The sequence below is a fragment of the Tsuneonella sp. HG222 genome, from assembly GCF_053819185.1.
The window spans coordinates 396,370-418,883 of sequence record NZ_JBSOQZ010000001.1; the positions used below are offsets into that span (position 1 = coordinate 396,370).

Annotated in this window: 24 protein-coding genes; 6 read left to right on the forward strand and 18 right to left on the reverse strand. The window is 65.6% G+C overall.

Going from position 1 to position 22,514, the window contains the following annotated elements:
• Nucleotides 1–20 precede the first annotated feature (20 nt).
• Genes ACWPMZ_RS01875 through ACWPMZ_RS01945 form a run of 15 tightly spaced genes read right to left on the reverse strand, consistent with a single transcriptional unit; the run spans nt 21 to nt 12,714 of the window.
• The gene (locus ACWPMZ_RS01875) at nt 21–1,748 is read right to left on the reverse strand and encodes a conjugal transfer protein TraN (RefSeq protein WP_455702330.1); all 1,728 of its coding nucleotides are present in this window, start codon (nt 1,746–1,748) and stop codon (nt 21–23) included.
• Complete coding sequence (gene trbC, locus ACWPMZ_RS01880; RefSeq protein WP_455702331.1) at nt 1,745–2,494, reverse strand: type-F conjugative transfer system pilin assembly protein TrbC; 750 nt, start codon at nt 2,492–2,494, stop codon at nt 1,745–1,747. Before trbC ends, ACWPMZ_RS01875 begins: the two co-directional genes overlap by 4 nt.
• Nucleotides 2,491–3,504: a conjugal transfer pilus assembly protein TraU gene (gene traU, locus ACWPMZ_RS01885; RefSeq protein WP_455702332.1), complete on the reverse strand. Its 1,014-nt coding sequence runs from the start codon at nt 3,502–3,504 to the stop codon at nt 2,491–2,493. The genes trbC and traU overlap by 4 nt, the downstream gene beginning before the upstream one ends.
• The gene (traW, locus tag ACWPMZ_RS01890) at nt 3,501–4,133 is read right to left on the reverse strand and encodes a type-F conjugative transfer system protein TraW (RefSeq protein WP_455702333.1); all 633 of its coding nucleotides are present in this window, start codon (nt 4,131–4,133) and stop codon (nt 3,501–3,503) included. The genes traU and traW overlap by 4 nt, the downstream gene beginning before the upstream one ends.
• Nucleotides 4,130–4,639 carry a S26 family signal peptidase gene (locus ACWPMZ_RS01895; protein WP_455702334.1) on the reverse strand — a complete coding sequence of 170 codons (510 nt, stop codon included), beginning with the start codon at nt 4,637–4,639 and terminating at the stop codon, nt 4,130–4,132. The genes traW and ACWPMZ_RS01895 overlap by 4 nt, the downstream gene beginning before the upstream one ends.
• On the reverse strand, nt 4,636–5,016 hold the full coding sequence (locus tag ACWPMZ_RS01900) for a TrbI F-type domain-containing protein (protein WP_455702335.1): 381 nt from the start codon (nt 5,014–5,016) through the stop codon (nt 4,636–4,638). The genes ACWPMZ_RS01895 and ACWPMZ_RS01900 overlap by 4 nt, the downstream gene beginning before the upstream one ends.
• Entirely contained in the window at nt 5,009–5,401 is a 393-nt protein-coding gene (locus ACWPMZ_RS01905) for a hypothetical protein (protein ID WP_455702336.1), read from the reverse strand. The genes ACWPMZ_RS01900 and ACWPMZ_RS01905 overlap by 8 nt, the downstream gene beginning before the upstream one ends.
• Nucleotides 5,398–7,959: a type IV secretion system protein TraC gene (traC, locus tag ACWPMZ_RS01910; protein WP_455702337.1), complete on the reverse strand. Its 2,562-nt coding sequence runs from the start codon at nt 7,957–7,959 to the stop codon at nt 5,398–5,400. Before traC ends, ACWPMZ_RS01905 begins: the two co-directional genes overlap by 4 nt.
• Nucleotides 7,956–8,531, reverse strand: coding sequence for a hypothetical protein (locus ACWPMZ_RS01915; protein ID WP_455702338.1), 576 nt, complete (start codon nt 8,529–8,531; stop codon nt 7,956–7,958). The genes traC and ACWPMZ_RS01915 overlap by 4 nt, the downstream gene beginning before the upstream one ends.
• A complete protein-coding gene (locus ACWPMZ_RS01920; RefSeq protein WP_455702339.1) occupies nt 8,528–9,388 on the reverse strand; it encodes a DsbC family protein in 861 nt (286 codons plus the stop codon). Before ACWPMZ_RS01920 ends, ACWPMZ_RS01915 begins: the two co-directional genes overlap by 4 nt.
• Nucleotide 9,389: 1 nt before the next feature.
• A complete protein-coding gene (locus ACWPMZ_RS01925) occupies nt 9,390–10,685 on the reverse strand; it encodes a TraB/VirB10 family protein (RefSeq protein WP_455702340.1) in 1,296 nt (431 codons plus the stop codon).
• Nucleotides 10,685–11,506 carry a type-F conjugative transfer system secretin TraK gene (locus ACWPMZ_RS01930; RefSeq protein WP_455702341.1) on the reverse strand — a complete coding sequence of 274 codons (822 nt, stop codon included), beginning with the start codon at nt 11,504–11,506 and terminating at the stop codon, nt 10,685–10,687. The genes ACWPMZ_RS01925 and ACWPMZ_RS01930 overlap by 1 nt, the downstream gene beginning before the upstream one ends.
• Nucleotides 11,503–12,069 carry a type IV conjugative transfer system protein TraE gene (locus ACWPMZ_RS01935; protein WP_455702342.1) on the reverse strand — a complete coding sequence of 189 codons (567 nt, stop codon included), beginning with the start codon at nt 12,067–12,069 and terminating at the stop codon, nt 11,503–11,505. Before ACWPMZ_RS01935 ends, ACWPMZ_RS01930 begins: the two co-directional genes overlap by 4 nt.
• Before the next feature lie 13 nt (nt 12,070–12,082).
• Nucleotides 12,083–12,370: a type IV conjugative transfer system protein TraL gene (traL, locus tag ACWPMZ_RS01940; RefSeq protein WP_057883310.1), complete on the reverse strand. Its 288-nt coding sequence runs from the start codon at nt 12,368–12,370 to the stop codon at nt 12,083–12,085.
• Nucleotides 12,371–12,399: 29 nt separating this feature from the next.
• On the reverse strand, nt 12,400–12,714 hold the full coding sequence (locus ACWPMZ_RS01945) for a hypothetical protein (RefSeq protein WP_228241501.1): 315 nt from the start codon (nt 12,712–12,714) through the stop codon (nt 12,400–12,402).
• Between the two features lie 370 nt (nt 12,715–13,084).
• On the opposite strand from ACWPMZ_RS01945, the gene ACWPMZ_RS01950 reads away from it, so the two are divergent.
• Together ACWPMZ_RS01950 and ACWPMZ_RS01955 are read left to right on the forward strand one after the other, a co-directional pair.
• A complete protein-coding gene (locus tag ACWPMZ_RS01950) occupies nt 13,085–13,576 on the forward strand; it encodes a hypothetical protein (protein ID WP_455702343.1) in 492 nt (163 codons plus the stop codon).
• Nucleotides 13,569–13,784: a helix-turn-helix transcriptional regulator gene (locus ACWPMZ_RS01955; protein WP_455702344.1), complete on the forward strand. Its 216-nt coding sequence runs from the start codon at nt 13,569–13,571 to the stop codon at nt 13,782–13,784. The genes ACWPMZ_RS01950 and ACWPMZ_RS01955 overlap by 8 nt, the downstream gene beginning before the upstream one ends.
• Nucleotides 13,785–13,910: 126 nt before the next feature.
• On the opposite strand, the gene ACWPMZ_RS01960 is transcribed toward ACWPMZ_RS01955, so the two are convergent.
• Nucleotides 13,911–14,309 (reverse strand): MerR family transcriptional regulator, encoded by a 399-nt coding sequence (locus ACWPMZ_RS01960; protein WP_455702345.1) that lies wholly within the window; start codon nt 14,307–14,309, stop codon nt 13,911–13,913.
• A gap of 154 nt (nt 14,310–14,463) precedes the next feature.
• Between ACWPMZ_RS01960 and ACWPMZ_RS01965 the strand changes: the two genes are divergently transcribed.
• The 4 genes from ACWPMZ_RS01965 (at nt 14,464) to lpdA (ending at nt 19,213) form a co-directional block, all read left to right on the forward strand.
• Nucleotides 14,464–15,051, forward strand: a complete 588-nt coding sequence (locus tag ACWPMZ_RS01965; RefSeq protein ID WP_455702346.1) for a class I SAM-dependent methyltransferase — start codon at nt 14,464–14,466, stop codon at nt 15,049–15,051.
• Nucleotides 15,052–15,113: 62 nt separating this feature from the next.
• On the forward strand, nt 15,114–15,749 hold the full coding sequence (locus tag ACWPMZ_RS01970; protein WP_057883315.1) for a cation transporter: 636 nt from the start codon (nt 15,114–15,116) through the stop codon (nt 15,747–15,749).
• Nucleotides 15,746–17,701: an FTR1 family protein gene (locus ACWPMZ_RS01975; RefSeq protein ID WP_455702347.1), complete on the forward strand. Its 1,956-nt coding sequence runs from the start codon at nt 15,746–15,748 to the stop codon at nt 17,699–17,701. Before ACWPMZ_RS01970 ends, ACWPMZ_RS01975 begins: the two co-directional genes overlap by 4 nt.
• A 102-nt stretch (nt 17,702–17,803) precedes the next feature.
• Complete coding sequence (gene lpdA, locus ACWPMZ_RS01980) at nt 17,804–19,213, forward strand: dihydrolipoyl dehydrogenase (protein ID WP_057883317.1); 1,410 nt, start codon at nt 17,804–17,806, stop codon at nt 19,211–19,213.
• A gap of 113 nt (nt 19,214–19,326) precedes the next feature.
• On the opposite strand, the gene ACWPMZ_RS01985 is transcribed toward lpdA, so the two are convergent.
• Together ACWPMZ_RS01985 and ACWPMZ_RS01990 are read right to left on the reverse strand one after the other, a co-directional pair.
• A complete protein-coding gene (locus ACWPMZ_RS01985; RefSeq protein ID WP_057883318.1) occupies nt 19,327–19,920 on the reverse strand; it encodes a cation diffusion facilitator family transporter in 594 nt (197 codons plus the stop codon).
• Nucleotides 19,917–22,487 carry a heavy metal translocating P-type ATPase gene (locus ACWPMZ_RS01990; RefSeq protein WP_455702348.1) on the reverse strand — a complete coding sequence of 857 codons (2,571 nt, stop codon included), beginning with the start codon at nt 22,485–22,487 and terminating at the stop codon, nt 19,917–19,919. The genes ACWPMZ_RS01985 and ACWPMZ_RS01990 overlap by 4 nt, the downstream gene beginning before the upstream one ends.
• Nucleotides 22,488–22,514 lie beyond the last annotated feature (27 nt).

The following is a 22,514-nucleotide window of genomic DNA, read 5'->3' on the forward strand; positions in this document are numbered from 1 at the left end:
GAGTTTAATGGCGCCGCGCGTCATTGGGCTTCCCTTGCGTAATAATCCTGGATTTTCTGCTGGATGAGGGTGCTGGTCTCGAGCTCGTCCGGCAGCCGAGCAGCGTCGGTGAACTCGGCATAGACTTCGGAGAAATCCATCTGGCTGAGGTCGAGCCGCGCGAACTCGTCGAGCGTGAAACCCGTGCAGGTCTCGGTCTTTGGCTTGCCCCAAGGCTTGGGCAGCTGCCTCCGGCCCTGCTCCTGCAGGATCCGCGAGAGCTTGGACTCAAAGCAGCAGTAGACCTTCTTCTTGGTCAGACACACGCCGAGGAAGCTGTCGGAACAGTAAGTGCCGACGTAGGCGCACAGCCCCTGCGCATCGCGCTCGTGGAGCAGGACATCCTCGCGGTTGCAGCCGAGCGCCACCAGCAGTTGGATCCCGGGGATGAGCGGGAATCCCTTGCCCTTGCAGCAGTTGAGCACGCCAAAGACCTTGGACGAGCAGGTGTTGCGGGTTCCGCGAAACAGCGTCAGCGTTTGCGGGTCGAACTGTCCGCGCGCCTCGTTCATCGCGTGAAGCGCGGTTACCGCGTCCTTGAACTCGTTGTTTGCCTTGCGCTCGATCGTCTCGCACGATCCGTCGATGCAGTAGACGTCGCCGTCGCAGACATATTGCGTGCCATCCGCTTCGCTGGCTGGAAGCGGGCACTCGTAGACGCGCTCCCAGGTCTCGCATGCTTCGTCGCCGCTCAGACACTCCTCTCGGATGAAACGGCAGCTTCCCTGGTCCTCGAGCGCAGAGCAGTCGCTGGCGGCGCTTCGGGTGATGCAGGTATAGCTGCGCTGCCAGGCCCAGCAGGGCCGGGTGACCGCGACGCCGCCCACCATGCGGGTCTGCGGATCGCTGTCGATGCAGATTTCCGCGTCGAGCGTGCAATTGCCGTTGCTCGCGAAACCGGCGCACTGGCTCTCGTCGGGGGCGGCAGCTACATCCGTTGTGCTTGTGACTGCATAGGGCGTCCGGCCCGACACCGGAGCGTCGCAGGTCATCTCGGTCAGCGGTTCGCCCGGTTCCGAGCAGAACCGCGTGTGCCCGTTGTCGAACCATTGCAGGCAGCGGCCCTCGCGCTGGCCGGTCGCACGGCAGCTCGCGCCGGCGAAGCCTTCGCAGACTGGCTCGCCCGAATTGTTGAAGTCGCCGAACCTGCTGCAAAGGTAATGATACTGCGACCGCCGGGTAACGCTTGCGACGAGCGGCACCGTGCATTGGCCGGCGCTCTGGTCGATCCGCGTGCCGGTATTGCAGGTCGCCAAGTATGTCCCCGCCGACCCGGCGCCGGGAGGAAGCGGTACGCAGCTTCCCTGCGCGCCCCCAACCCTCATGCCGCTGGTGTAATCGAGCGGAGTCTCGCTGATCGTCCGGCTGCGCGCGAGCATGTCGGAGATGTCCTGCGCGTCGAACTCGGCGCGGGTGGTCATGCTGTCGCGGATCGTGCGCAGCGCCGGGTTCGTCGTTGCATTGGCGCGTGCGCGAGCCTCGATCTGGTCGGGGTTTTGCGCCAGGTCCTGCAAGCCGCGCGTCGCCTGCGGATCGTAATTGGGCACTTGGGTAGCATCGACCGGCGCCGAAGCCGCGTCGCGCGCGGTTTCGAGCAGGTCGCTTGCTGTCTGCTTGCCATCGGTTTTGGCCGCGTCGGTGGTCTGTGCGGTGCTCGCGCCCGGCACAGCAAGGATCAGCGCGAGCGCAGCGGCAATCATCCGCGTCATGGCCGGTCTCCTTCGAGGCGGGCGAGGTGGAGCCGTGCCAGCGCCGCGCCGGGCCCGCCGCCTCCGGCAAAGGTTTCGAGGACATGGACGACGCTGACATTGCCCGCGATGCGGTCGTGCGGCGGGACCGCGCTCGTACATTCGAACCCGTCGCACGGGCTGAAATCGGTGCTGAGCATGACGAAGCTCGGTGCGGCCTTTATGTCGAAGGCGCGAAAGAGCCGCGGATCGATGCCGAGCGAGCCCGCTTCGCTGCCGTCGCTCCAAATCGCCGCGAGGCGCTTCTTGAAGCCTTCGCTGTCGCCTTGCGGAAACCCGCGCAGCACCGTGACGCCGCCCGCGCGGCCCATGTCGCGCACCAGCGCCTTGAGCGCCTCGGGCGGCATCGACAGCGAGGCGAAGGCGATGAAGCGCGGGCCTTCGCCCAGCGATGCCGCCTCGGCTTGCGCCTGGGCACGAACCATGGCGTCGAAATCGAGCGGACCAGCAGTGAGGTCGGTACCGACGCTTTGGGCATAGGCCGCACGGTTGGCCTGTGCGGCATCCTGCGTGCTGCGCGCATCCTCGGCGAGCCCGTCGGCGCGTGTTCGTACGGCGGTGGCAAGCGCCTCGGCATCGCCGGCATGCTCGGCTGCGCGCGCGCGGATCGCATCGAGATCGAGGTCGCCCGATGCGCTTTGCGCGAGCGCCAGCCCGCCAATCGAAAGCGCGAGGACAAGCGGGATAAGGAGGAGGGGCTTGTTCATAGCGCGCAGCAGTTCCTCTTGCGCCAGACGAGATAACCCATGTCCTCGCCGATGGCGGGGACGACCTGTCCGGGCTCCTGGAGCGTGGTGGAGGTGCCGATCGGCGGGCAGGCGTAGCGCCCGCTCGTCGCCGGATTGGGATTGGTTGCCTGGAAGCGGTATTGCTGCTTGCGCATCACCGGCATCAGGTATTTGCCGCACAGGCCCTTGGAGCCCATCGTGCCCCACGAGACGAGCTCGCGGTGGAGCTTGTAGGCGAACCGTGAGAGCACGAGCCGCGAGGCCTGGACGTGCCCGATCGAGGCCGAGACATTGCCGTTCATCGGGTACATCGAGCCCTGGCAGCCCGCGCACCAGAACATCTCATCGATCGGCAGCTTGGCGGTCGCAGCGGCGCAGTCGGCCGCGCAGGCGGCCAGCGCCAAGGGGTTGGCGAACAGCACCGCCTCGGGATTGATGATCGCGGTGAGCTCGCTGTCCTGCCACAGCGGATCGATCTCGGAGATGTAGAGGATGTCGATCGAGCCGGGCTCGAGACAGAGGAAATCGGCGACGATCTCCATCCAGTAAATCAGCGGATAGGCGTACCAGTGGACGTGCCAGCTCGAATAATACTGGCTCGCGCCGCCCACCGCCGAGGGTCCGGAGATCGAACGGAACCCGATGTCGAAGCCGGGATCGAGCTTCATCCCGCCAAGGTTGACGAAGCACCACGGCTTCATGCTGACATCGGCGAGCCGTACCGGCTCCCAGAAACCCATCGCGATGCCGGGCCTGATCCCGCACAGGCAGACGGGCAGGTCGGGATTGTCGGGATCGGGCCTGTTCGAGGGCCAGATCTCGAGCCCGCCGACCGAGATCGGGAACAGGCACGACCAGCAGATGTCGGTGATCGGGTTGACGAAGCTGCCGGTGCACTTGCCCGGCCCGGCATCGGCCGCGGCGGGCGTTGCCAGTGCCAGCGACAAGGCAGCGAGGAGGGCCGCTGCGAGCTTGTGGAAGAGCCTCATCGCGCCGTCTCCTTCTTCGCGGGAAGCGCGATCTCGCTCACCGCGAGCAGTCGGCCCTGCTGGCGCACGCGCGCGGGCACGGCCCTGATCCCGAAGCGCTCGGTGAGCTTGCCGCCCTGGTCGAAATAGAAGCGGCGCTGGCGGGCCTTCATCAGCTCGAGCGGTGCGCCGCTGACCAGAATCAGCTTGGCCTGCCGGTCCTGCTTCAGCGCCCAGGCGACCTGCGCTGCGTCGTCGCCGTCGAGGAACAAGAGGTCGGCGCGCAAGCTCACGCTGTCGAGTGGGTTGACCCTGGTGCCTGCGGCATGGATCAGCTCGCCCTTCGCGCCCCTGATATCGGCCGCGAGCGTGATCGTCGGATCGAACGACCAGCTGCGATCGTCGATCGCGCGCGCGATCCCGGCGACCGGGTCCGGGCGATTGACGCGCGCCGCCGTGCGCCGCTTCAACCGGTCGTTGAGCTTCGCGGTCTCGCCCGACTTTTCCATCGCGATCAGGCGCGACTGGATCTGCTCGAGCAGATCGCGCTCGATCACCGGAAAGACCGCGCCTTGCTGGCCATAGTCGCGCGCCTGCGCGGCAGCCGGCAAAGCAAGAGCGATTGTCAGGAGAAGCGGGAGCCGGATCACAGGATCGCCCTCCCGCTGCCGAGGATCTGCCCTGCGCAGACGAAGCCGATCGCGCCGTAGCGACTGTCGAGCCCGCGCGGATGATCGGTGCCGGTGTAGTAGCAGTTTGCCGGGATCGTCCCGGCGGGACCGCGCGTCAGCGGAATCCCGAGGCGGGTCTTGTTGAGGCGCGTCGCAACCTTCTTGCCGTTGATGCGGACATCCATGCCGTGATGGCTCACGACATCGCCGGGCAAACCGAGCACGCGCTTGCCGAACATCTGCGGGTCGGGCCCGAAATGTCTTTCGACCAGCGCGCTCGGCGGCGGCTCGAAGAAGATGAGGTTGCCGCGTTCGATCGGCGCGCGCTTGTCCAGCCAGAACGCCCAGTTGGGCAGGCTCGGGCTCGCGTTGAGCAGCAGAGCGTGGTCCTTGCTGAAGGCGTCGAGCGGCGCCCAGGCCAGCGGCACGGCGCACAGCGAACAAAGGATCAACGGACGGCGCCAGTGAATGAAGGGAAGCTTCATCGGCGCGGCTCCTGCTGGAGCTGCCCGGCAATCCGCCGCTCGAGCTCGGGTGTCGCATCCTCGGCCGCGCCGGCGAGCACCGCCTCGGCAACCAGCACGACCCGACCGTCGCGGCCCATTTCGGCGACCGACGCTTCGGCTGCCTTCAGATAGGCCAGGCTCGCCGCCTGCACCGCCTGCGGCTCGGCCTCGGCGCGCGCGGCTTCGTCGACGAACTTACCGATGGTCTCGGCGAGACGGACCGTAACGATCCGCGGCGGTGGGTTCTCGGTCACCGCGCGCGTGATCCACGCGGCCCAGAGCAGCGCAGCGGCAAGACCGAGCGTCGCGAGGATACTGAGGGCCAGCCTGCGCTGGGGAAGCCGCAGTCTAGTCATGGTCCCTGTCTCCTTCGCCAAGGCGGCGCTCAAGCCGGCGGAGGAAGGCCGGCAGGCGAAAGAGGGCGTAGCCGCCCGCGGCGAACAGGAACGCGACCTTGAGATCCTGGCTGAACAGGTGCCGGGCGACCGGCTCGGCGAGCCGGTAGTGATCGGCGAGGTTGCCGAGCTGCGCGAACAGCAGTCCAAGATCCCACCCTGCGAGGAACAGGAACGCGAACAGCGGCAGGCCGAGCACGACGAGCACGATGTTCATCGCAAATCCCGCCGCCTCGATCAGAACGAGGCAGGTGCCCTGCGCCAGCGACCTCGTGTCGATCTGTCTCCCGGGGCTTCGTCGGCCTGCCATGCGATCGACCGGCGTTTCGTAGTCGAGGGCCATCATGCGGCTCCTCGGGTCGAGCCGGCGATGCTCGCGACATGGCCGATCGCCTTGTCGAGCGGCATGCCGTCGGCGACATGCTTGTGGATCGCGGCATAGGTGTCGGGATCGGACGAGAAGATTGTCGCCGAGAACGGGTCGAGCACGAGCCGGCCGACCGCCTCGATCTCCGGACCCTTGATGTAGACCTCGCTGTACTCGGTGCCCGAGCGCTTGAGACTGCGGATCAGCGTCTCGGTGCGGTCGTCCATGTCGAGCCGCGCTTCCTTGCGGAAATCGGCGATGGTCTCGGCCTTCTGCTGGAGCACCAGCATCCAGTCGCTGTTCTCGAGCGCGGCGCGCGCGCCGTCCGACTTGTAGTAGTCGTTGAGGGATTGGGTGGCGGTGGCAAGCGCGCCGCCGTACTTGCGCGCGGTGCGGGCATAGGTCTCGACGAACTCGCCCATCGAACCGCCCTTGAGCATGGCCCAGGCCTCATCGATCAGCAGCAGCTTCTTCGTCGATCGCGAGGAGCGGGTCATCGCCTGACCGGTCATGAACATGATCGCCGAGAGGACCACGCTCCGCAGCTCCTCGCGTGAAGCAAGATCGCTCATCTCGAAGACCGTGAAATCGTCCTCGAAGGCGAAGCTCGCCTTGCCGGAGAAGAAACCGGAATAGCTGCCGCCGCGGCAGAACGGCCCGATCGCGGTCGCTAGGTCCTTGCCGGCTTCGCTCTCGGAAGAGTGCAGCGCATGCGCGACATCGTCGATGCTGCCGCCGCTGCCGAGGCTGTCCCAGACCTGCGTGATCGCGCGGTCGATGAGGCCGCGCTCGGTATCGCTGGGCGCGGTGCTCGGACGCGCCATTTGCCCGACGATCGCCTTGATCATCGCAAAGCAGTCGAGCCGGTAATCCTCGTCGCTTTCGGCGCGGGCATCGTCGACCATCGAGAACGGGTTGAGCGAGAAGCCCGAGGCGAGCGTGAACTCGACGAAGCGCCCGCCCTGGAGCTTGACCGAGTGCTCGAAGCTGCGGCCGTCGTCGATCACCACGACCTTGGCGCCTGCGCCGCGCAGCGCCGCGCACAGTTCCTGCAGCAGTACCGACTTGCCCGAGCCCGACTTGCCGCAGATGGCGATGTTGTGGTTGCCCGCGCGGTTCTCGAAGGGCGACCAGAAGAAGGGCTGGCCGCGCCGTCCGACGAGCAGCAGATGCGGGATGTCGCTGCCGAGATACTCGCCCTGCATCGGCGCGATGTTCGCAGCGGTGGTCGAGAGCATGGTCTTGAGGCGCTTGAGCCGCGTCATGTCGCTTGCGAGCCCGTCGGCAAGGCTCAGCGGGAAAGCGGCGATCAGCCCCTGGAGCTGGAGGAAGCGCTCGTCGGCGAGGTCCCAACCCGCCGCCTTGTAGATCGCCTTGACCACGCGCTCGTGCGTGTCGCCCTGGCCGAGCGGCGAGATCGTGGTCAGGCCGTAGAACAGCTTGACCAGCTTCTTGCCCGCCTGGAGCTCGGCCTGGACATGGCGCCATTCGGCCGATTGCTCGCCGAGCCGGGGCAGGAAGCGCGCGCTCTTCGTGTCCGAGAGGCTGGTGGTGCGCATGAACTTGTAGCCCGCGCGCGCGGCGGCGGCTTCCTGGTCGGGATAGACGAGGCACAGCATTGTCGCCGTGGGGCACGGGAAACGCAGCTTGTCGGTGAACATGTCGCCGATGAGGCGCGCGCATTCCCACGGCGCCCAGCGCTCGGGCGTCGAGCGCACGGCATAGTGGCGCAGATCGAAGCGGTCGGGATAGCATTCGCCGACCTGCGGCACGCCGTCGCGGTCGCGGCCGGTCTCGCGAAAGCGCTCGGTGCGCAGGATCAACCGGTCGTCCTCGACCTCGAGTTCGATGTCGCGGCGGATCGCCTGGAGGTCGAGCGTCTCGTGGCGGTTCCAGTCTATCCGGTCGGGCTCGCGCGCCGTGGTCGGCGAGGTCAGCTCGTCGATCAGCGACAGGAGGCCGTGCGGCTCGAGGCTCGCCGCGTGCAATCCCAGCGAATGGAGCATGCCGAGCAAGCCCTCGCGGCATTCGGTAAGTTCGGCATCGCTCACATTGCCGGGCAGGGGAACGCCCAGCGACAGGATCAGCCGGGTGGCGCGCGCGTGGAACGGAGCATGCGCCGAGCCTGATTGCCAGACCAGATCATACAGCCGCTGCGTGCGCGCCCGCGCGATCGCCTCGTAAATCCCGCCCTGCTCGTAACGCGGCGCGAACCAGGGACCGACCACCGAACCGATCCGGGGCGAAGCGAAATTGAGCACCTGCAGGCAGGCGCCCGCCGGCATCCCTTCGGAGAAGAACTGCCCGAGGATCTCGCCGGTGCGCTCGTCCGCGCCCACCAGCGGGGTCACTTCGAGCACGAAACCCTTCGACGCGCGGTTGCGGTAGAGGCCGGTGCGCTCGTCATAGACCCGGTAGGGCAGCCAGTCCGACAGCATGTCGAGCATCAGCGGCGCACGGGCATGCTCCGCGCGGTCGGTATCGGCGAAAAGGCCGGAGAGCACCGCGTCGCGCGCGGCGCCAAGCGAAAAGCTCACTGCTGGTCTCCTTGTTCTGGATCTGGTTGGGAAAGCGAAAGGGGCACCCGGCCAGGGGAGGCGTTACGACCGGGTGCCCCGGGTTCCGGCGCGTCTGCGCCGGGTATCGCCGGACCGGGCTGCGAGGGGAGGAACAGCTGGTCCGGCAATTCGGGGAGGTTGGGATTCTTGGAGTTCTCGGGCTCGGGCGCGCGGGCAACCGCCTGGCCGATCGCGCGCAGCAGTTCGCCGGTCCCGCTCGGCTGCCGCCAGCCCGCGCCGACTGGCTCGGGCAGCACGACCTGGACCACGCGGGCCTCATGCTCGCGCCCGGCTTCGTCGCGGTGCGCGGCGAGCACGATGCGCAGACTGCGACCCACGGACGTCCGACCCTGTGCGGAAGAGACGGGCAGCGTCTCCTGACCGGCAGCCACGCCGGTGGCCTGCGCGTCGATCAGCGAGGTCGGTGCGCAGGTGCCCTCGGGCGCGCGGCAGGCGAAATTGCCCTCGACGTTGCCGCCGAGCGTGGCGCAGCCGGCGAGAAGCGATGCCGCGAAGATCCCGCAGGCGAGGTTGCGGATGCACGCGCTCATGACCGCGGCTCCTTTGCGCCCGCGGCGAATGCACGCAGCGTCTGGGCATCGCGGAAGCCTTGGAGCACCGCGCCGTCGCTGGCGCGAACGATGACCGGCGTACCGGCAAAGCCGTTGGCCTTCGCGAACGCTTCGTTAGCGTCGAGCGCTTTGGCATTGGCGCAGGATTTGCCGGTGCCCTGCAATTCTCCGGCATAGGCGGCGTGAAGCGCCTTTTCCGGGTCCTTCGCGCAGAGCACCGTCTCGGAAAGCTGCCGACTCGCCGCGCCGAAGATCGAGATCGGGCGCTCCTCGACCTGGAGCTTCGCCTTGACGAGTTCGCCTGCGAGACGCTGGCAATAGCCGCACTGGAAATCGGAGAAGACCACCAGCCTCGCGCCCTTCGGGTTGCCCCAGCGGATTGCGCCCTCGGCGGGCAGGCTCGCAAGATCGACCGTCTTTGCCGCTTCCGACGGGATGGTCTCGTTTTGTTCCGAACGTGCCCGGGCGCCGCCCGCGGCGAGCAGATCGGGATTGAGTTCAAGCAGCCGCGCGGCGGTAACATCGCGCCGCTCTTCCATGTCGTAGAGTCGGCCCACGAAGAGGTAGCGGGCGGTCTCGTCGATATAGAACAGCGTGTCGCCCGAGACGACCTCGCACCACGGACCGAGCGTATCGCAGGTCAGCGCATCGACCGGTGTTTTCGGGAGGCGCAGCTTGAGCGCGGCGGCGACGTCGCTTGCAAGACCGGCCGCATTGGCGGGAAGCGCGGTGACGGCGGCGACGCCGAGCGTCAGCACCGTGGCGGCGCCGGTCATCGCAAGCGCCACATGGGCGGCGCGGGCTTTGAGGCCCGGCCGGGCGTGGGAAAAATTCATGTTACTTGGTGCTCCTGACATGGACGCCGTCGAGAAAGACGAGCTCGACCTCGATGCCGGTCGGTATCTCGACGACGGGTTGGTATTGTTCGGCGCGTTCGATGAGGTAGCGGCTGACCGTGTCGGCGGCGTCGCCCGCGCCCTGGCCGAAACCGCCGGCAAGAATGTCGGTCGGCGAGAGCGCCTCGCGCTGGCCATTGGCACCGACCTGTCCGGTGAAGATGCCGTTGGCATTGGCGGAGAAGCCGCGCCCGAACCCGCCGACGATCCCGGCGAGCAGCGCCTGCCCGACGAGACTGCCTTCGCGGCTGACCACGCGGCCGCGCACCCCCGACTTGCCGGCAAAGGCGATGAACCCCTTGACCTCGCTCACCGCGTAGCGGCCGCCGGGCTGCGCGCAGGTCATCCGCGCGAGCTTGACGTAGACCTTCTCGGCCGAGAGGTCGCCGCGCGCCGCGCCGTTGACGAGGCACCCGGTAATATCGGTGGTAAGCAACCGCTTGCCGCTGACCACCGAGCGTGCGGGACCGGTGATCCTCAGCACCACGGGCAGCGGATCGGTCTGGCTCGCCACGCCGGTCGAAGCATCGACCCCGACGATTACCCGCGCCGGGGCATAGGAATTGGGCGGCAGGTAGTCGCGGCTCGCCTCGAGCATCAGCGCAGGCGTGCGTTCCGCCGCCGGACGGCTCTTTGCCTCGCCCGCCTCGCCGAAGCTGAGCGTGCTGAGGCCTCCGCTCTGCGGACCGGACGCAAGCGCGTCGCCCTGTTGCGGCTTCGGCGGCGTGACCCCCGGCCCATAGGTCGGCGGTGGGGCGGCCGGTGCCGCCGGCTCGGCCTGGCGAACCTGCTGCAGCTCGCCGCGCAAGGCAGCGTTCTCGGCCGAGATCGCATCGATCGCCGTCTGTCCGTCGCTCATCATCTGCGCGTTTTCGGAACGCAGCGCTTCGAGTTCCTGCTCGATTGCCGGCCGCGGCACTTGCGTTTCCTGCAGATCCTTGATCGCGCGGCCCTGCGCGTCGAGCCGATTGCCGTAGGTGGCGACAAACTCGCGCTGGGAAAGATTGCGGTTGACGAGACCGCCGGTGTCGATGGTCGCCGCGCCCTCGGCCGCGGCGCCACCATCATCCTCGCCGCCGAAGACGATCCACGACCCGCCGATCAGGACAAGACCGCCCAGCCCTGCGAGCAGCAGCTTCTGCCGCCTGGCGATCTGGGTGTTGAGGGTCCGCCGGCCTTCGGCATGACCGCTGTCGTGCGGCGCGCGTTCGTGCGTCGTTTCGGATGCGTCGGCCATCAGTCGAGCCCTCCAGTGTTGAAGACAAGGAAAGCGCTGGTCGCTTCGCCGGGAGGCAACGTGTCGCGGCCATAGGCGAAGGCGAGCGCGCCGGCGGGTGCCTCACGCTCCTCGCCGAGCGCGATCGGCTCCTTGCCCATGTTGCGGATGAGGAAGCGCTGGCCGGTCAGCGCCGCCCCGTCGTACTGCGCAACCTGCTGAACTTCGATGGCGCCGGTGCGGCGCGGCCGCGACAGTTCGGCGCGGGCCGAGAAGCCAGGCAGGACGCCGTCGGTCGCCATCGCCTCGATCAGGCGGATGGCGGCTTCGTTGTGGCCGCTTTCCTGCTCCCAGTCGGCCGCCTCGCGGCGGACGAGCGCCGGATTAGTAATGAACAGCTGGCCCGCCTCTGCGCCGCCGAGGCGGCAGGCGAACCGGTAGACGTAGCCGGCCTTGCTGGTGGCGAAGAAGCTAACCTTGTCCGAGGCGAACTGCGGCGGCACCGAGATGTAGATGTCGCCGCGGACCGGCTCGTGGGTCACCTGGAAGTCGTTGTAGGGAAAGCCGCTGGCGATCTTCGAGACATTGGCGAACCCGTCTTCGACGAGCGCGATGCGGGTCAGCTCGCCGCGTGCGAGCTCGCAGTCGATCGTCGCATTGTCCGCCGCCTCGACGAACTGGTCGGCGTGCGCGGGAACCGCGACCAGCGCGAACGATGCCGCCACGAAGGCCCCGCCGATCGCGCGCAGGCCGTTGTCGGGAACCCGGGTCGCGCCGATGCAGAAACAGGCAAGGCCGGTCCCGGCGAGCGCCGCGCTCAGCGGCATGGAAAAGAGGCTCATGATGACTGTTCCTCGTCTGTGGTAATTTGCTCGAAGCCGGTGAGGCCGAGCGAAAGCCCGCGCTTCGCCCAGGCAAAACGGAAGGTCCGCTCCTGACTCGCGATCACCTGCGCTCCGACGAAGGTCTTGAGCGTGCCGGTGACGGTTGCGGTGAGACTCTTGGTGTCGACCAGCATCGAGCGGATCACGAAGGCCTGGCTGACGTCCGAGCCGCGCTGCTCGTCGACGATTTTGACCAGTTCGGCCTTGAGACGACCGTGCGCCGCCGGATCGGCCACTTTCAGGATCTGCTCCATCCAGTAGTCGAGGCTCTCGGGGGCGCGGTTGAGCAGCATCAGCGCGGTGTCGCGGGTGACGAGCTCGAGGTAATGCGTATCGATCCCGCCGCTCGAGACCGTCAGCGTCTCGGCGGTGACCGGCACGAGAACGACCTGCTCGTCGCGGGTGATCGCGGCGCCGATACCCAGCACGCTGGTCGCTGCCAGAATGGCGCTCAGCCCTGCGAAGCGGTTGCGCTGGGCGAGATATCGCTGGGCCTGCGCATGCGCGAATTCGGTTTGCATGTCGGTCCTCCCCTCACCCGGCCAGCAGGCGGCAATGGGAGGGCGGCGTGGCTTTCAATCCCAGGAAACTCCCGGGCAGATACCAGTAGGCAGCATGCACCAGTTTCGACCCAGCATTGCCTGCCTTCGCCTTCCGCAGGGCGAACCAGGTCACGACCGATAGGCCCGTGCCGATGATGATGTGCTGCGCGAGAATGCCCCAGGCGAACGGGACGAGAAGTCCCGCGAACTCGTCGATGGTCCAGAAGCCGATGAGCTCCGGATCGTCGAGCCGCCGTGGAACAAGGTATCTGTCGGCCATGATGCCGCCCTCCTGCCGTTAAACCGCTGTCAGATGACCGCGGTCACGACCGAGGTGACGATCGGCACGCCGGTGCCGACGCCGATCCCGACACCCACCGGCACCGCCACCTGACCGAGCGCAAACCGCCCCGAGGCCAGCGCGATGAGGCCGCCGGCGAGCGACATGACGGTGATGATCTTGCCGCCCGAACCTTCCAGAAAGTCGGTGAACTTCTGCAGCGCCGGATCGAAAGTGGTGTCGGCGCCGGCATAGGCGGCACCGGCACAGGCGAGCGCTACAATGGCGGGAAGGATGTAGTCGCGGCCCCGGGGGCGGGCGGCGCTGAGTGGCTTGGTGATCATCGGGAGGAACTCCGGGAAGGTTGAACATCGAACCAGCGAGCATGTTCGCTGTATGTTCATTCCTCGCCCTGGAGCCGGGGTGTAGGAAATCGCGAAGTGCGTTGGGCGCTGTCTCACCAAGCAAAAAGCGACATCGACATGGGTCCGGGCCGGGTTCCGCGCGGGTCGGGCAGCGAAGTGCGCAAACCTGGCCGCCTTCTGCGCGCGGCGTGCCGCGGATTGCGATCCGTCAGCCGGAATCCGCGCGAATCGCCATAGGAAGCCGATTCGATCCTTCCTCTATGTTCTCTTCTTGTTCTTTTCGTTTTCCTACAGCCTTCCTTCGCGGCTAGCCCTCGAGTCGATCACCAACACGCGAAAGGATTTGTCGATGACCAACATGGCGCTCTTTGCCGAACAGGAGGTTCGCGCCGATCTCGCCCGGCTGCTGCTTGCCGCAGTCGAAGCCAGCGGCCGGACGCGCTGCGATATCGCGCGCGACGCGCAGATTCATAAGGATGCCCTGCGCCGTGTTCTGGCAGGCGAACGCTCCGCCAGCCTTGGCGAGGCCCTGCGCATTCTTGCCGCGAGCGGCGTTACCCCCCAGGCCCATATCCTGCTGTTCCTCGTGAGCAGCGGCGATCATGCTATTGCCTGGCTGCAATCGGATCTCGCGCAGTTCTTCGAGGACTTTACCGGCGAGCTGCCATCCGCGCTCGAACGCGTCCTGGGCAACCAGGTCCACAATGTGAGGCCGCGCTGGGCCAAAGGCACGGCGCACCGCGTCGCCCGGCTCCTGTCCGACCATATCGAGGAACTCGAACGCAGGGATGCGCTGCTTGGTGACGGTTTCCCCTCCAGCCAGGGAGGCCATCATGGGTGAGGCGATCGATCCTGCAGCGCCTGAGCCGCGCAAGGTCCCGCGCCTTATCCGTCTCCCTGAAGTCAGGCACCGGGTCGGACTGGGCCGATCGACGATCTACCGCTGGATGGCCGAGGGCAGGTTTCCGAAACCGGTCCAGCTTGGCGGCAATGTGGTGGCGTGGCCAGAAGATGAAATCGAGCACTGGATTTCCGCGCGACTAGAATGATCATCCATAACGTCGACTCCGACAGCGGGCTCAGCTTGAATGAGTCTGCTTTTTTCCGTTCCTGCTTGCTCCGGGGTGACGGTCATCTCCGTGTGTACGCAGGCAATCTAGATGGCGGGCGGGCCGCTAGGCGCCAAGGCTATCCATGATCCGGCATTCCGAAACCGCTCCGCCCGCGCAGGAACGAGCGATTTGTTCGAGTTCATCGCGCAGAAGCGCGAGCCTGGCGATTTTTTCGTTCACATCGTCGAGGTGCCGCACCGCGATTTGCGTCACTTCGTCGCATGGTCTTTCAGGATCGTCACCCAGCGCGAGCAGCGACCGGATCTCCTGGGTTTCAAACCCTAGCTTCCTTGCATGCCGGATGAAACGCAGTCGTTCCAGGTCACCCGCACCGTAAGTCCGCCGGCCTGATTGGGTCCGCGCTGCGCGGCGCATCAGCCCGATCTCTTCATAGAAGCGGATCGTGTTGACCTTCGTTCCGGTTGCGGCGGCAAGATCGCCTATCATCAACATCTTCGACATTCCGCTTGATCCTCCAGTCATTGGAGGATGTAGGAGAGCGAAGAGCCGCCGCCAAGGCCGGAGTAGAGACGCCCGCAAGATGGATAGCGACCACTTCACTCCCGCACTGGGAAGACCGGGGCTAACGCGTGCCTATGACCTGGCAATCCGACTCTTGACGCGTGAGACCGTCTGGCGGAGCGAACTTCTTCGACAGGTCGCGCCGCATAACAACGAGACGATCATCGATGTCGGCTGCGGTACCGGAACTTTCGCGCTGATGTTGAAGCGAGCGGCGCCGGGAGCCCGGATTACCGCGATCGATCCGGACCCACACGTGCTCGCACTAGCTCGGAAGAAGGCCGAGGCCGCTGGCATCGAGATCGCCTGGCGGCAAGGGTTTGCTCGGGACGTCGCCGGTCTTGGCGGCAGCTACGACAAGGCCGTGTCGAGCCTGGTCTTCCATCAGGTTCCGCTCGCGGGCAAACGAGAGGGTGTGGCGGCGATGTTCGCTAGCATCAGGCCGGGTGGCGAAGTCCACATCGCGGATTACGCTCACCAAAGCGGCGCGTTGATGCGTGCGCTGTTCCGCCTGACGGTCCAGGGGATCGACGGCCTGGCAGACACGCAGCCAAACGCAGATGGGGCGTTGGAGAGCATCCTTTCCGACTATGATGAGGCCGCCGTCGCACCTCAAGCCGTCGTGCCGACCGCCACCGGTGCGATCAGCCTCTTCCAGGCGATTAAGCCCTTCCGGAATTAATTGCGACACATTCGCAGAAAGGGGCTTGATCCTCCAGCGGCTGGAGGTTGTAGGGAGCGGCAATGGAAGCGAACGAATCAGACGGCTGCGGCTGCACTGGCGACACCAAGCGGGCCCAAACCGATCCCGCGTACCGCCGCGCGCTGTGGTGGGTGGTCATCCTCAATGTGGGCTTTGGCCTCGTCGAGATCGTCGGCGGATTCATCGCCAACAGCCAGGCGCTGAAAGCTGACGCGCTCGATTTTCTCGGCGACGGCTCGATCACTTTCGTCGGTCTGCTCGCTCTCGGATGGGCGGCATCCACCCGGGCGCGAATAGCGATAACACAGGGGCTCTTTCTCGGCGCGCTCGGCCTCGCCGTCATCGCCATGGCCATTTGGCGCGCTCTGAACGCCATTCCGCCGGAGCCCGAGCTGATGGGGGGCATCGGCATCGCAGCGCTGATCGTGAACGTGACCGCGGCCCTGATCCTCGCTCGTTTCCGGGACGGTGGCGACGCACAAGCCCGAGCGATCTGGCTGTTCTCGCGCAACGACGCGATCAACAACGTGGCGGTAATCGCGGCAGCTGCGCTCGTCTTCTTCCTCGACAGCGCGTGGCCCGACATCATCGTGGCTGCCGTAATTGCCGTAATTTTCCTGCAGTCGGCGTGGGAGATCATCCGAGACGCTGGCGGCGAGTTGCGTGCGAAGGCATGACGACTTTCCGCTACCTCAAGGCGTTGGCCCTCGCGCTTCTGCTCGGCTGCGTCCTCGCCGCTCCGGCCCGTGCGCAGACGGCGCCGGCTCAGACCATATGGCGTCTTCTGGACTATATCGCAGTCGATTACGCAGGTGCGGTCTCTGACGGCCGAGTGGTGAACGAGGCCGAATACGTCGAGATGGTGGAGTTCTCCGCGAGCGTGCGCCAGCGCCTCGACGAGCTAGCGCCAACCGAAGCGCGCGCAAACCTGCTGCAAGGAGCAAAGCGACTCGAGGCCGATATCGCTGCGAAGGCGGCCCCGGAAAGCATCGCCACGTCGGCCCGGGAGCTGGGAAGAGTCCTTTTGGCTGCCTACCCGGTGCCGCTTGCCCCGTCGAACCTGCCCGATCTCAGCCGAGGCGCAACGCTCTATGCTCAGAACTGCGCCAGCTGCCATGGATCGATGGGCGACGGGCGAGGTTCGGCGGCAGGCGGCATGGACCCGCCTCCGATCGGCTTCACCGACGAGGCTAGAGCGCGTGAACGGAGCCTCTTCGGCCTCTATCAGGTCATCGAGCAGGGCCTCGAAGGCACGGCCATGCCTTCCTTTGCACAGCTCAGCCCTGATGACCGATGGGCGCTCGCATTCCACGTTGGCCGCTACGCGTATCCAAACAAGCTTGCTCGCTCTGGAGAGACGGCCTGGTCGAATGACGATGCACTGCGCCGACTGATCCCAAACATGACTGCCTTGGCCGGCATGACCCCGGCGCAGCTCGAAGAGAAGCTGGGAGCTGAGAAGGCGCGGGCCGTCACCGCCTACTTGCGCGGCAATCCAGAGGCTCTTTCCGGACCGGAGGGCTCACTCAGTCTGGCCAAGGAGCGATTGCAGGAGGCGCTCGACGCCTATGAAGCTGGTCAACGGGCGAGAGCAACTGACCTGGCGCTTTCTGCCTACCTCGACGGTTTCGAACCCGTTGAGCCGCTCCTGACCGCGCGTGATGCTTCGCTGATGAGGCGGATCGAAGGGGCGATGGCCGAGCTGCGCGCCCGCATCGGCCGCGGCGCGCCGGTAGACGAGGTGCGAGCGCAGGTCGCGATAGTACAGACCCTCTTCACAGACGCCGAAGTTCAGCTCAGCCCCGATAAGGCCAGCGCTGCATCCAGCTTCTTGGGTGCCTTCACCATTCTTTTGCGCGAAGGGCTGGAGGCGCTTCTCCTCGTTATCGCGATGATCGCGTTCCTCAGGAAGGCCGATCGCCAGGATGTGCTGGGCTATGTTCATGGCGGGTGGGTGGCAGCGCTGGTGGCTGGCGTAGCCACCTGGGCGGCAGCGACGTATTTGATCAGTGTAAGCGGGGCGAGCCGCGAGCTGACCGAAGGCTTCGGTTCGATCTTGGCTGCGATAATACTCCTGTCGGTCGGAATCTGGATGCACGGGAAAGCCCAGGCCGGGGCATGGCAGCGCTACATCAACGAGCGGCTCAGCAAGGCGCTCTCGAAGCGGTCTGCCTGGTTCCTGTTTGGGCTTACCTTTCTCGTCGTCTATCGCGAAGTGTTCGAAACGGTTCTCTTCTATGCAACGCTCTGGAACCAGGGCAATTCTGGCGCTGTCGCCGCGGGAGCGCTCGCGGCCATTGTTCTGCTTGCAGTGATCGCCGTCGGAATGCTCCGTTACAGCCGGAATATTCCGATCGCGAGGTTCTTCGCGTACAGCTCCGCCCTCATCGCCATCTTGGCCGTCGTCCTCGCCGGCAAAGGCGTAGCGGCCCTTCAGGAGGCGGGGTTGATCGACGTGCAGCCCCTCGCACTCGTGCCGCGGATCGACCTGCTCGGCCTCACCCCCACGGTGCAGTCAGTGCTCGCCCAGTTGGTCATGCTGGCCGCGGTGCTGTTCGGCTTCTGGTACAATCGGCGAGTGGCCCGAAAGAGCATCCCGCCCGGCGTCCGCCCCGCCAATTCGATATAATCGCGATGTGGCATTGGGCAAAGCAGCGCGCGTCGGCTGCTGCGGACCGGTTCGCCATGAGCGGCGTTCACTTCAAAAGATGTGGCTACCAAGGATCCACGGATGAGCGACGACTTCGATATCATCGTAATCGGCGGTGGCACCGCGGGCTACCCAGCAGCCATCCGCGCAGCTCAGCTCGGGATGAGCGTCGCCTGCATTGAACGTCGGCCCACGCTGGGCGGCACCTGTCTTAACGTCGGCTGCATTCCCTCCAAGGCTCTTCTCCATTCCACGGAATTGTTCGCCCAAGTGAGCGAGGGACTGGAGGAGCACGGTATCGGTATCGGCGGGGTCGCCTTGAACCTGGGCCAATTGATCAGCCGCAAGGATGAGGTCGTCACCGGACTTACCAAGGGCGTCGAGCACCTGTTGAAGAAAAACGGCGTCGAATGGGTGAGAGGAAGCGCGCGGTTCGAGGCTGCCGACCGGCTCACCGTTGACTTGGTCCAAGGCGGCGCCCGATCGCTGACCGCGAGCAAAGGCATACTCGTCGCGACTGGGTCCGACGTGGCGCACCTGCCAGGGATCGATATCGACGAGATGAGCATCGTCTCCAACACCGGCGCACTCTCCTTAACGAGGGTGCCAGAGCATCTGGTCGTGATCGGCGGCGGCTATATCGGCCTTGAGCTTGGCTGCGTCTGGCGGCGTCTAGGGGCCAAGGTCACGGTGATCGAGTTCCTCGAAAGTATCGTCCCCAGCATGGATCGCGAAATTGCGCGGCATCTGCTCAAGGCACTGAAGCAGCAGGGCCTGGAATTTCAGTTCGAAACCAAGGTGACCAGTGTCGAGAAGCGCCCTGACGACCTGCTCGTATCGGTCGAACCGGCTCAAGGCGGCGAAACCGGGACGCTCACCGCCGATGTCGTACTCGTCGCGGTGGGGCGCAGGCCGTACACCGACGGCCTGGAACTGGAGCGGGTGGGAATCACGCTGGACCCCAAGGGGCGCATTCCGGTCGAGCTTGGTTTCAAGACTCAGGTTTCAGGGATTTACGCGATTGGCGATGTGATTGCCGGACCGATGCTCGCGCATAAGACGACCTTGGATGGGGTGAGGTGCGTGGAAGGGATCGCCGGACGCTACGCTGGGGTAGACTATAATACAGTGCCGGCCGTCATCTACACCTCGCCCGAAGTCGCGAGCGTTGGACAAACCGAGGAGCAATTGAAGGCTGCTGGTGTCGAATACAAGTCTGGCACATTTCCATTTTTGGCGAACAGCCGCGCGCGCTGTAACGGCGACACCCGTGGAATTACCAAGCTGCTGGCGGATGCGAATACCGATCGTCTGCTCGGCGCCCACATCATTGGCCCCGACGCCGGCACAATGATCCCTGAAGCGGTGCTGTTGATGGAATATGGGGGAACGGCCGAAGACCTCGCACTGACGACCCATGCACATCCCACCTTGCCGGAGTCGCTGAAGGAAGCGGCTCTCGTCTTGCTGGGGCAAGGTATGCACATATGACCTGGTGCGGGATTGGTCTTTAACGACGCGATCGAAATCTCTCGAACGCTCGAATTTGTCCTCACGCCGGGGGGATGGTCCGGCTTTTTCTGCTCGAGCAGAGCGGTTGAGAATTACTGGTGGGTGTCCTTATGAGCATCACGCAAGATCTCGATCCCACCATAAACCGCGATGCAGGCGACAGCGATGCCAACAATCAAATCGGGCCAGTTCGCCCCTGTCAGCATGACCGCGATCCCCGCAAGGACGATGCCGCCGTTCGAGACGAAGTCATTGAAGCTGAACGTCGTTGCCGCGCGCAAATTCACGTCCTTGTTGTTCAGCTTGTTCAACAGGCGCAGGCACCACAGATTTACGACAGCGGCCACGATCGCCATGCCGATCATGAGCGCGCCGCCGGGAGTCGATCCGTTGAGATAACGCTGCACAGCATCGGCCATTACACCGGCGGCAAAAATGAGCAGCATCACGCCTGAGAAACGCGCGGCGCCTCGTTTCCAGCGACGTGACCGCGTCAGCGCCAACAGACTCAAAGCATAGACAACTGCGTCCGAGGAGTTGTCGACACCGTTAGCCAGGAGTGCATTCGAATCCCCCAGGAAAGCCGTCACGAAAAAGCCTGCGGCGATGGCGACGTTGAGCGCCAGGACCAGCCACAGGGTCTTTCGTTTGTCGGCCGAGCCGAGATCGAAATTGGCTTCGCTCATCCCTTGCGCTCCTCCGTGGCCGGTTGCAGCCCGGCGAAAGGCACCTCTCGAAACGCCAAAAGCCGCAGCGCGTTGAAGACCACGATCAACGTCGAGCCCTCGTGGGCAATGACGGCAGGCCCGATCCCAAGCCCGAGTATCGTGGCAGGCAGCAACACTGCCACCACGCCCATGCTGACGAACACGTTCTGGCGGATGATCCGCCGCGTGCGCCGGCTGAGGTCGACGGCAAAGGGTAGTTTGGAGAGGTCGTCGGCCATCAGGGCGACATCGGCGGTTTCGAGCGCCACGTCGGACCCGGCCGCTCCCATCGCAATTCCGACCGTGGCCGTGGCAAGTGCGGGCGCATCGTTGACACCGTCACCGACCATCGCGACTTTGCCCTCCGCTGCGCGGAGCTTCTTGATCGCCTCGACCTTGTCTTCGGGCATAAGATCGCCCCAGGCGTCCTCGATGCCGACGCTCGCGGCGACGGCCTTGGCGACAGGTGTCGCGTCGCCCGACAGCATGATCATCCGCGTTATGCCGAGTTCGCGCAAGCGTGCGGTCGTTGCCGGAGCCGCCGACCGAGGAGTATCCATCAGCCCGATTACGCCAAGGTACCGCGCGCCCTGGCGAACGATCATGATGGTCCGCCCCTGGGAACGCAGTTCATCCGCCGAGGCCTTCACTGCACCGGAAAGCGGTTCGCCGCCCGCCTCGGCAAAGAGTTCGTCGCGTCCGATGTGAACGGTCTGGCCGTCGACGACGGCTTCGACACCGCGTCCCGTGATCGATTTAAGGTCGGTCGCCTTCGCGGCCGGGCCCTTGAGCCGCTCCGTCCCATCGCGGACGATCGCCGCGGCGAGCGGATGGTCGCTGAGCGCTTCCACCGCGACCGCCGTCTGCAACAATTCTTGCTCCGTTGCATCGGCCGCCGCAACGACATCCGTCACGCGCGGCCGCCCTTCGGTCAACGTTCCCGTCTTGTCGAAGGCAATAGCGCTCAGTGCGCCCAAGTTCTCGAGCGGCCCGCCGCCCTTCACGAGCACCCCGCCGCGCGCCGCCCGTGCCACGCCCGACAAGACCGCGCTCGGTGTTGCGATCGCGAGAGCACAGGGGCTGGCCGCGACCAGAACAGCCATCGCCCGATAGAAGCTGGCACTGAAGGGTTCGTCGATCACGACCCATGCAAACAGCAGCAGCACCACCAGTCCGAGAACGACCGGCACGAAGATGCGCTCGAACCGGTCGGTGAAGCGTTGAGTGGGAGACTTCTGCGTCTCCGCTTCGCTGACGAGCTTCACGACTTTGGCCAATGTCGTGTCAGAGGCGAGACGGGTGACCTGGATTGCCAGTGCGCCAGAGCCGTTGATCGTGCCCGCAAATATTCTGGACGTGGACGCGACGCTGTCCGCTGCGGCCGCAGCGGCCGCCGCGTCCTCTACCGGCTGCTTGTCGACCGGAACGCTTTCGCCAGTCACCGGCGCCTGGTTGACGCTGCTGGTGCCTTCGATCACGAACCCGTCAGCCGGCAAGCGCTCGTTGGGTTTGACGACGACGATGTCGCCGACGACCAGCGCCTCAACAGGCACTTCCTCGGTGGCGCTGCCGCGCCGCACGACCGCCGTCTGAGGCGCGAGCTCCGCCAGCGCTTCGATCGCCTTCTTGGCGCGCCCCATGGCATAATGCTCGAGCGCGTGGCCAAGGCTGAACAAAAACAGGAGCAAGGCCCCTTCGGCGAATTCCCCTAACAGGGCCGCGCCGGCGGCCGCGACGAGCATCAGCGTGTCGATCTCGAAGCGGCGCAATTTGAGAGAATCGATAGCTTCGCGGACAGTGAAGAACCCGCCGAAGAAGTAGGCGGCAAGGTAGAGCGCAGGGGAGACAACCTCCGGCGCGGCCTCGGCCCAGGACAGTGCAAATCCGATAGCTAGCGCGACGCCGGAGATGAGCGCAAAATACAATTCGGTGTTCGACCCAAATACGCCGCCGTGCGCGTGACCCCCGCCCTCGGTATGGTCATGGGAGTGATCGGCATCTTTAGCGTGGTCGTGCGCGTGCTTGCCGGCAGGAGTCGCAGTCGCGGTCGTAACCGGATCGGCAGAAGCGACCGAAGCCGATGTAGCGGGTTTACTAGAGCCTCGGCGACTTACGCCGAGCGAGGCAAGCGCCGACGTTATCTCTGCTTCGTCGACGAGGCTCCGGTCAAACTCCACCCTCAGAGCTCCGCTGCCCGTCGCATGGGCTTCGAACACGCCCTCGATACGGCACAGCGTTTCCCCCACGGTTCGCGCCCGCCGCTCCTGCTCGATCCCCTCGACCTGCCACACGATGTGCCCAAAGCGAGCGGTCAGCGCGGCCCCGGCCGCGCGCGCCGCCTTGCGTATCTGTGCCAGCCCGACCTTCTCCGGATCGTAATGAACACACAGCTTTGCCGGCTCGCTCTCTGCAGCGCCGACCACATGCGCTTCGCTAACGCCGTGGTGCTCCGTCAGCTCGTCAAGCAGCCTCGCGACACAGCGATCCGCTTCATCGGGAACTGTCGGGAGAAGGAGCGGAAGGTCGAGGCGTGTGCGTGTCGTCACAAAGTGTTCTCCCCGAAGACAGGTCTT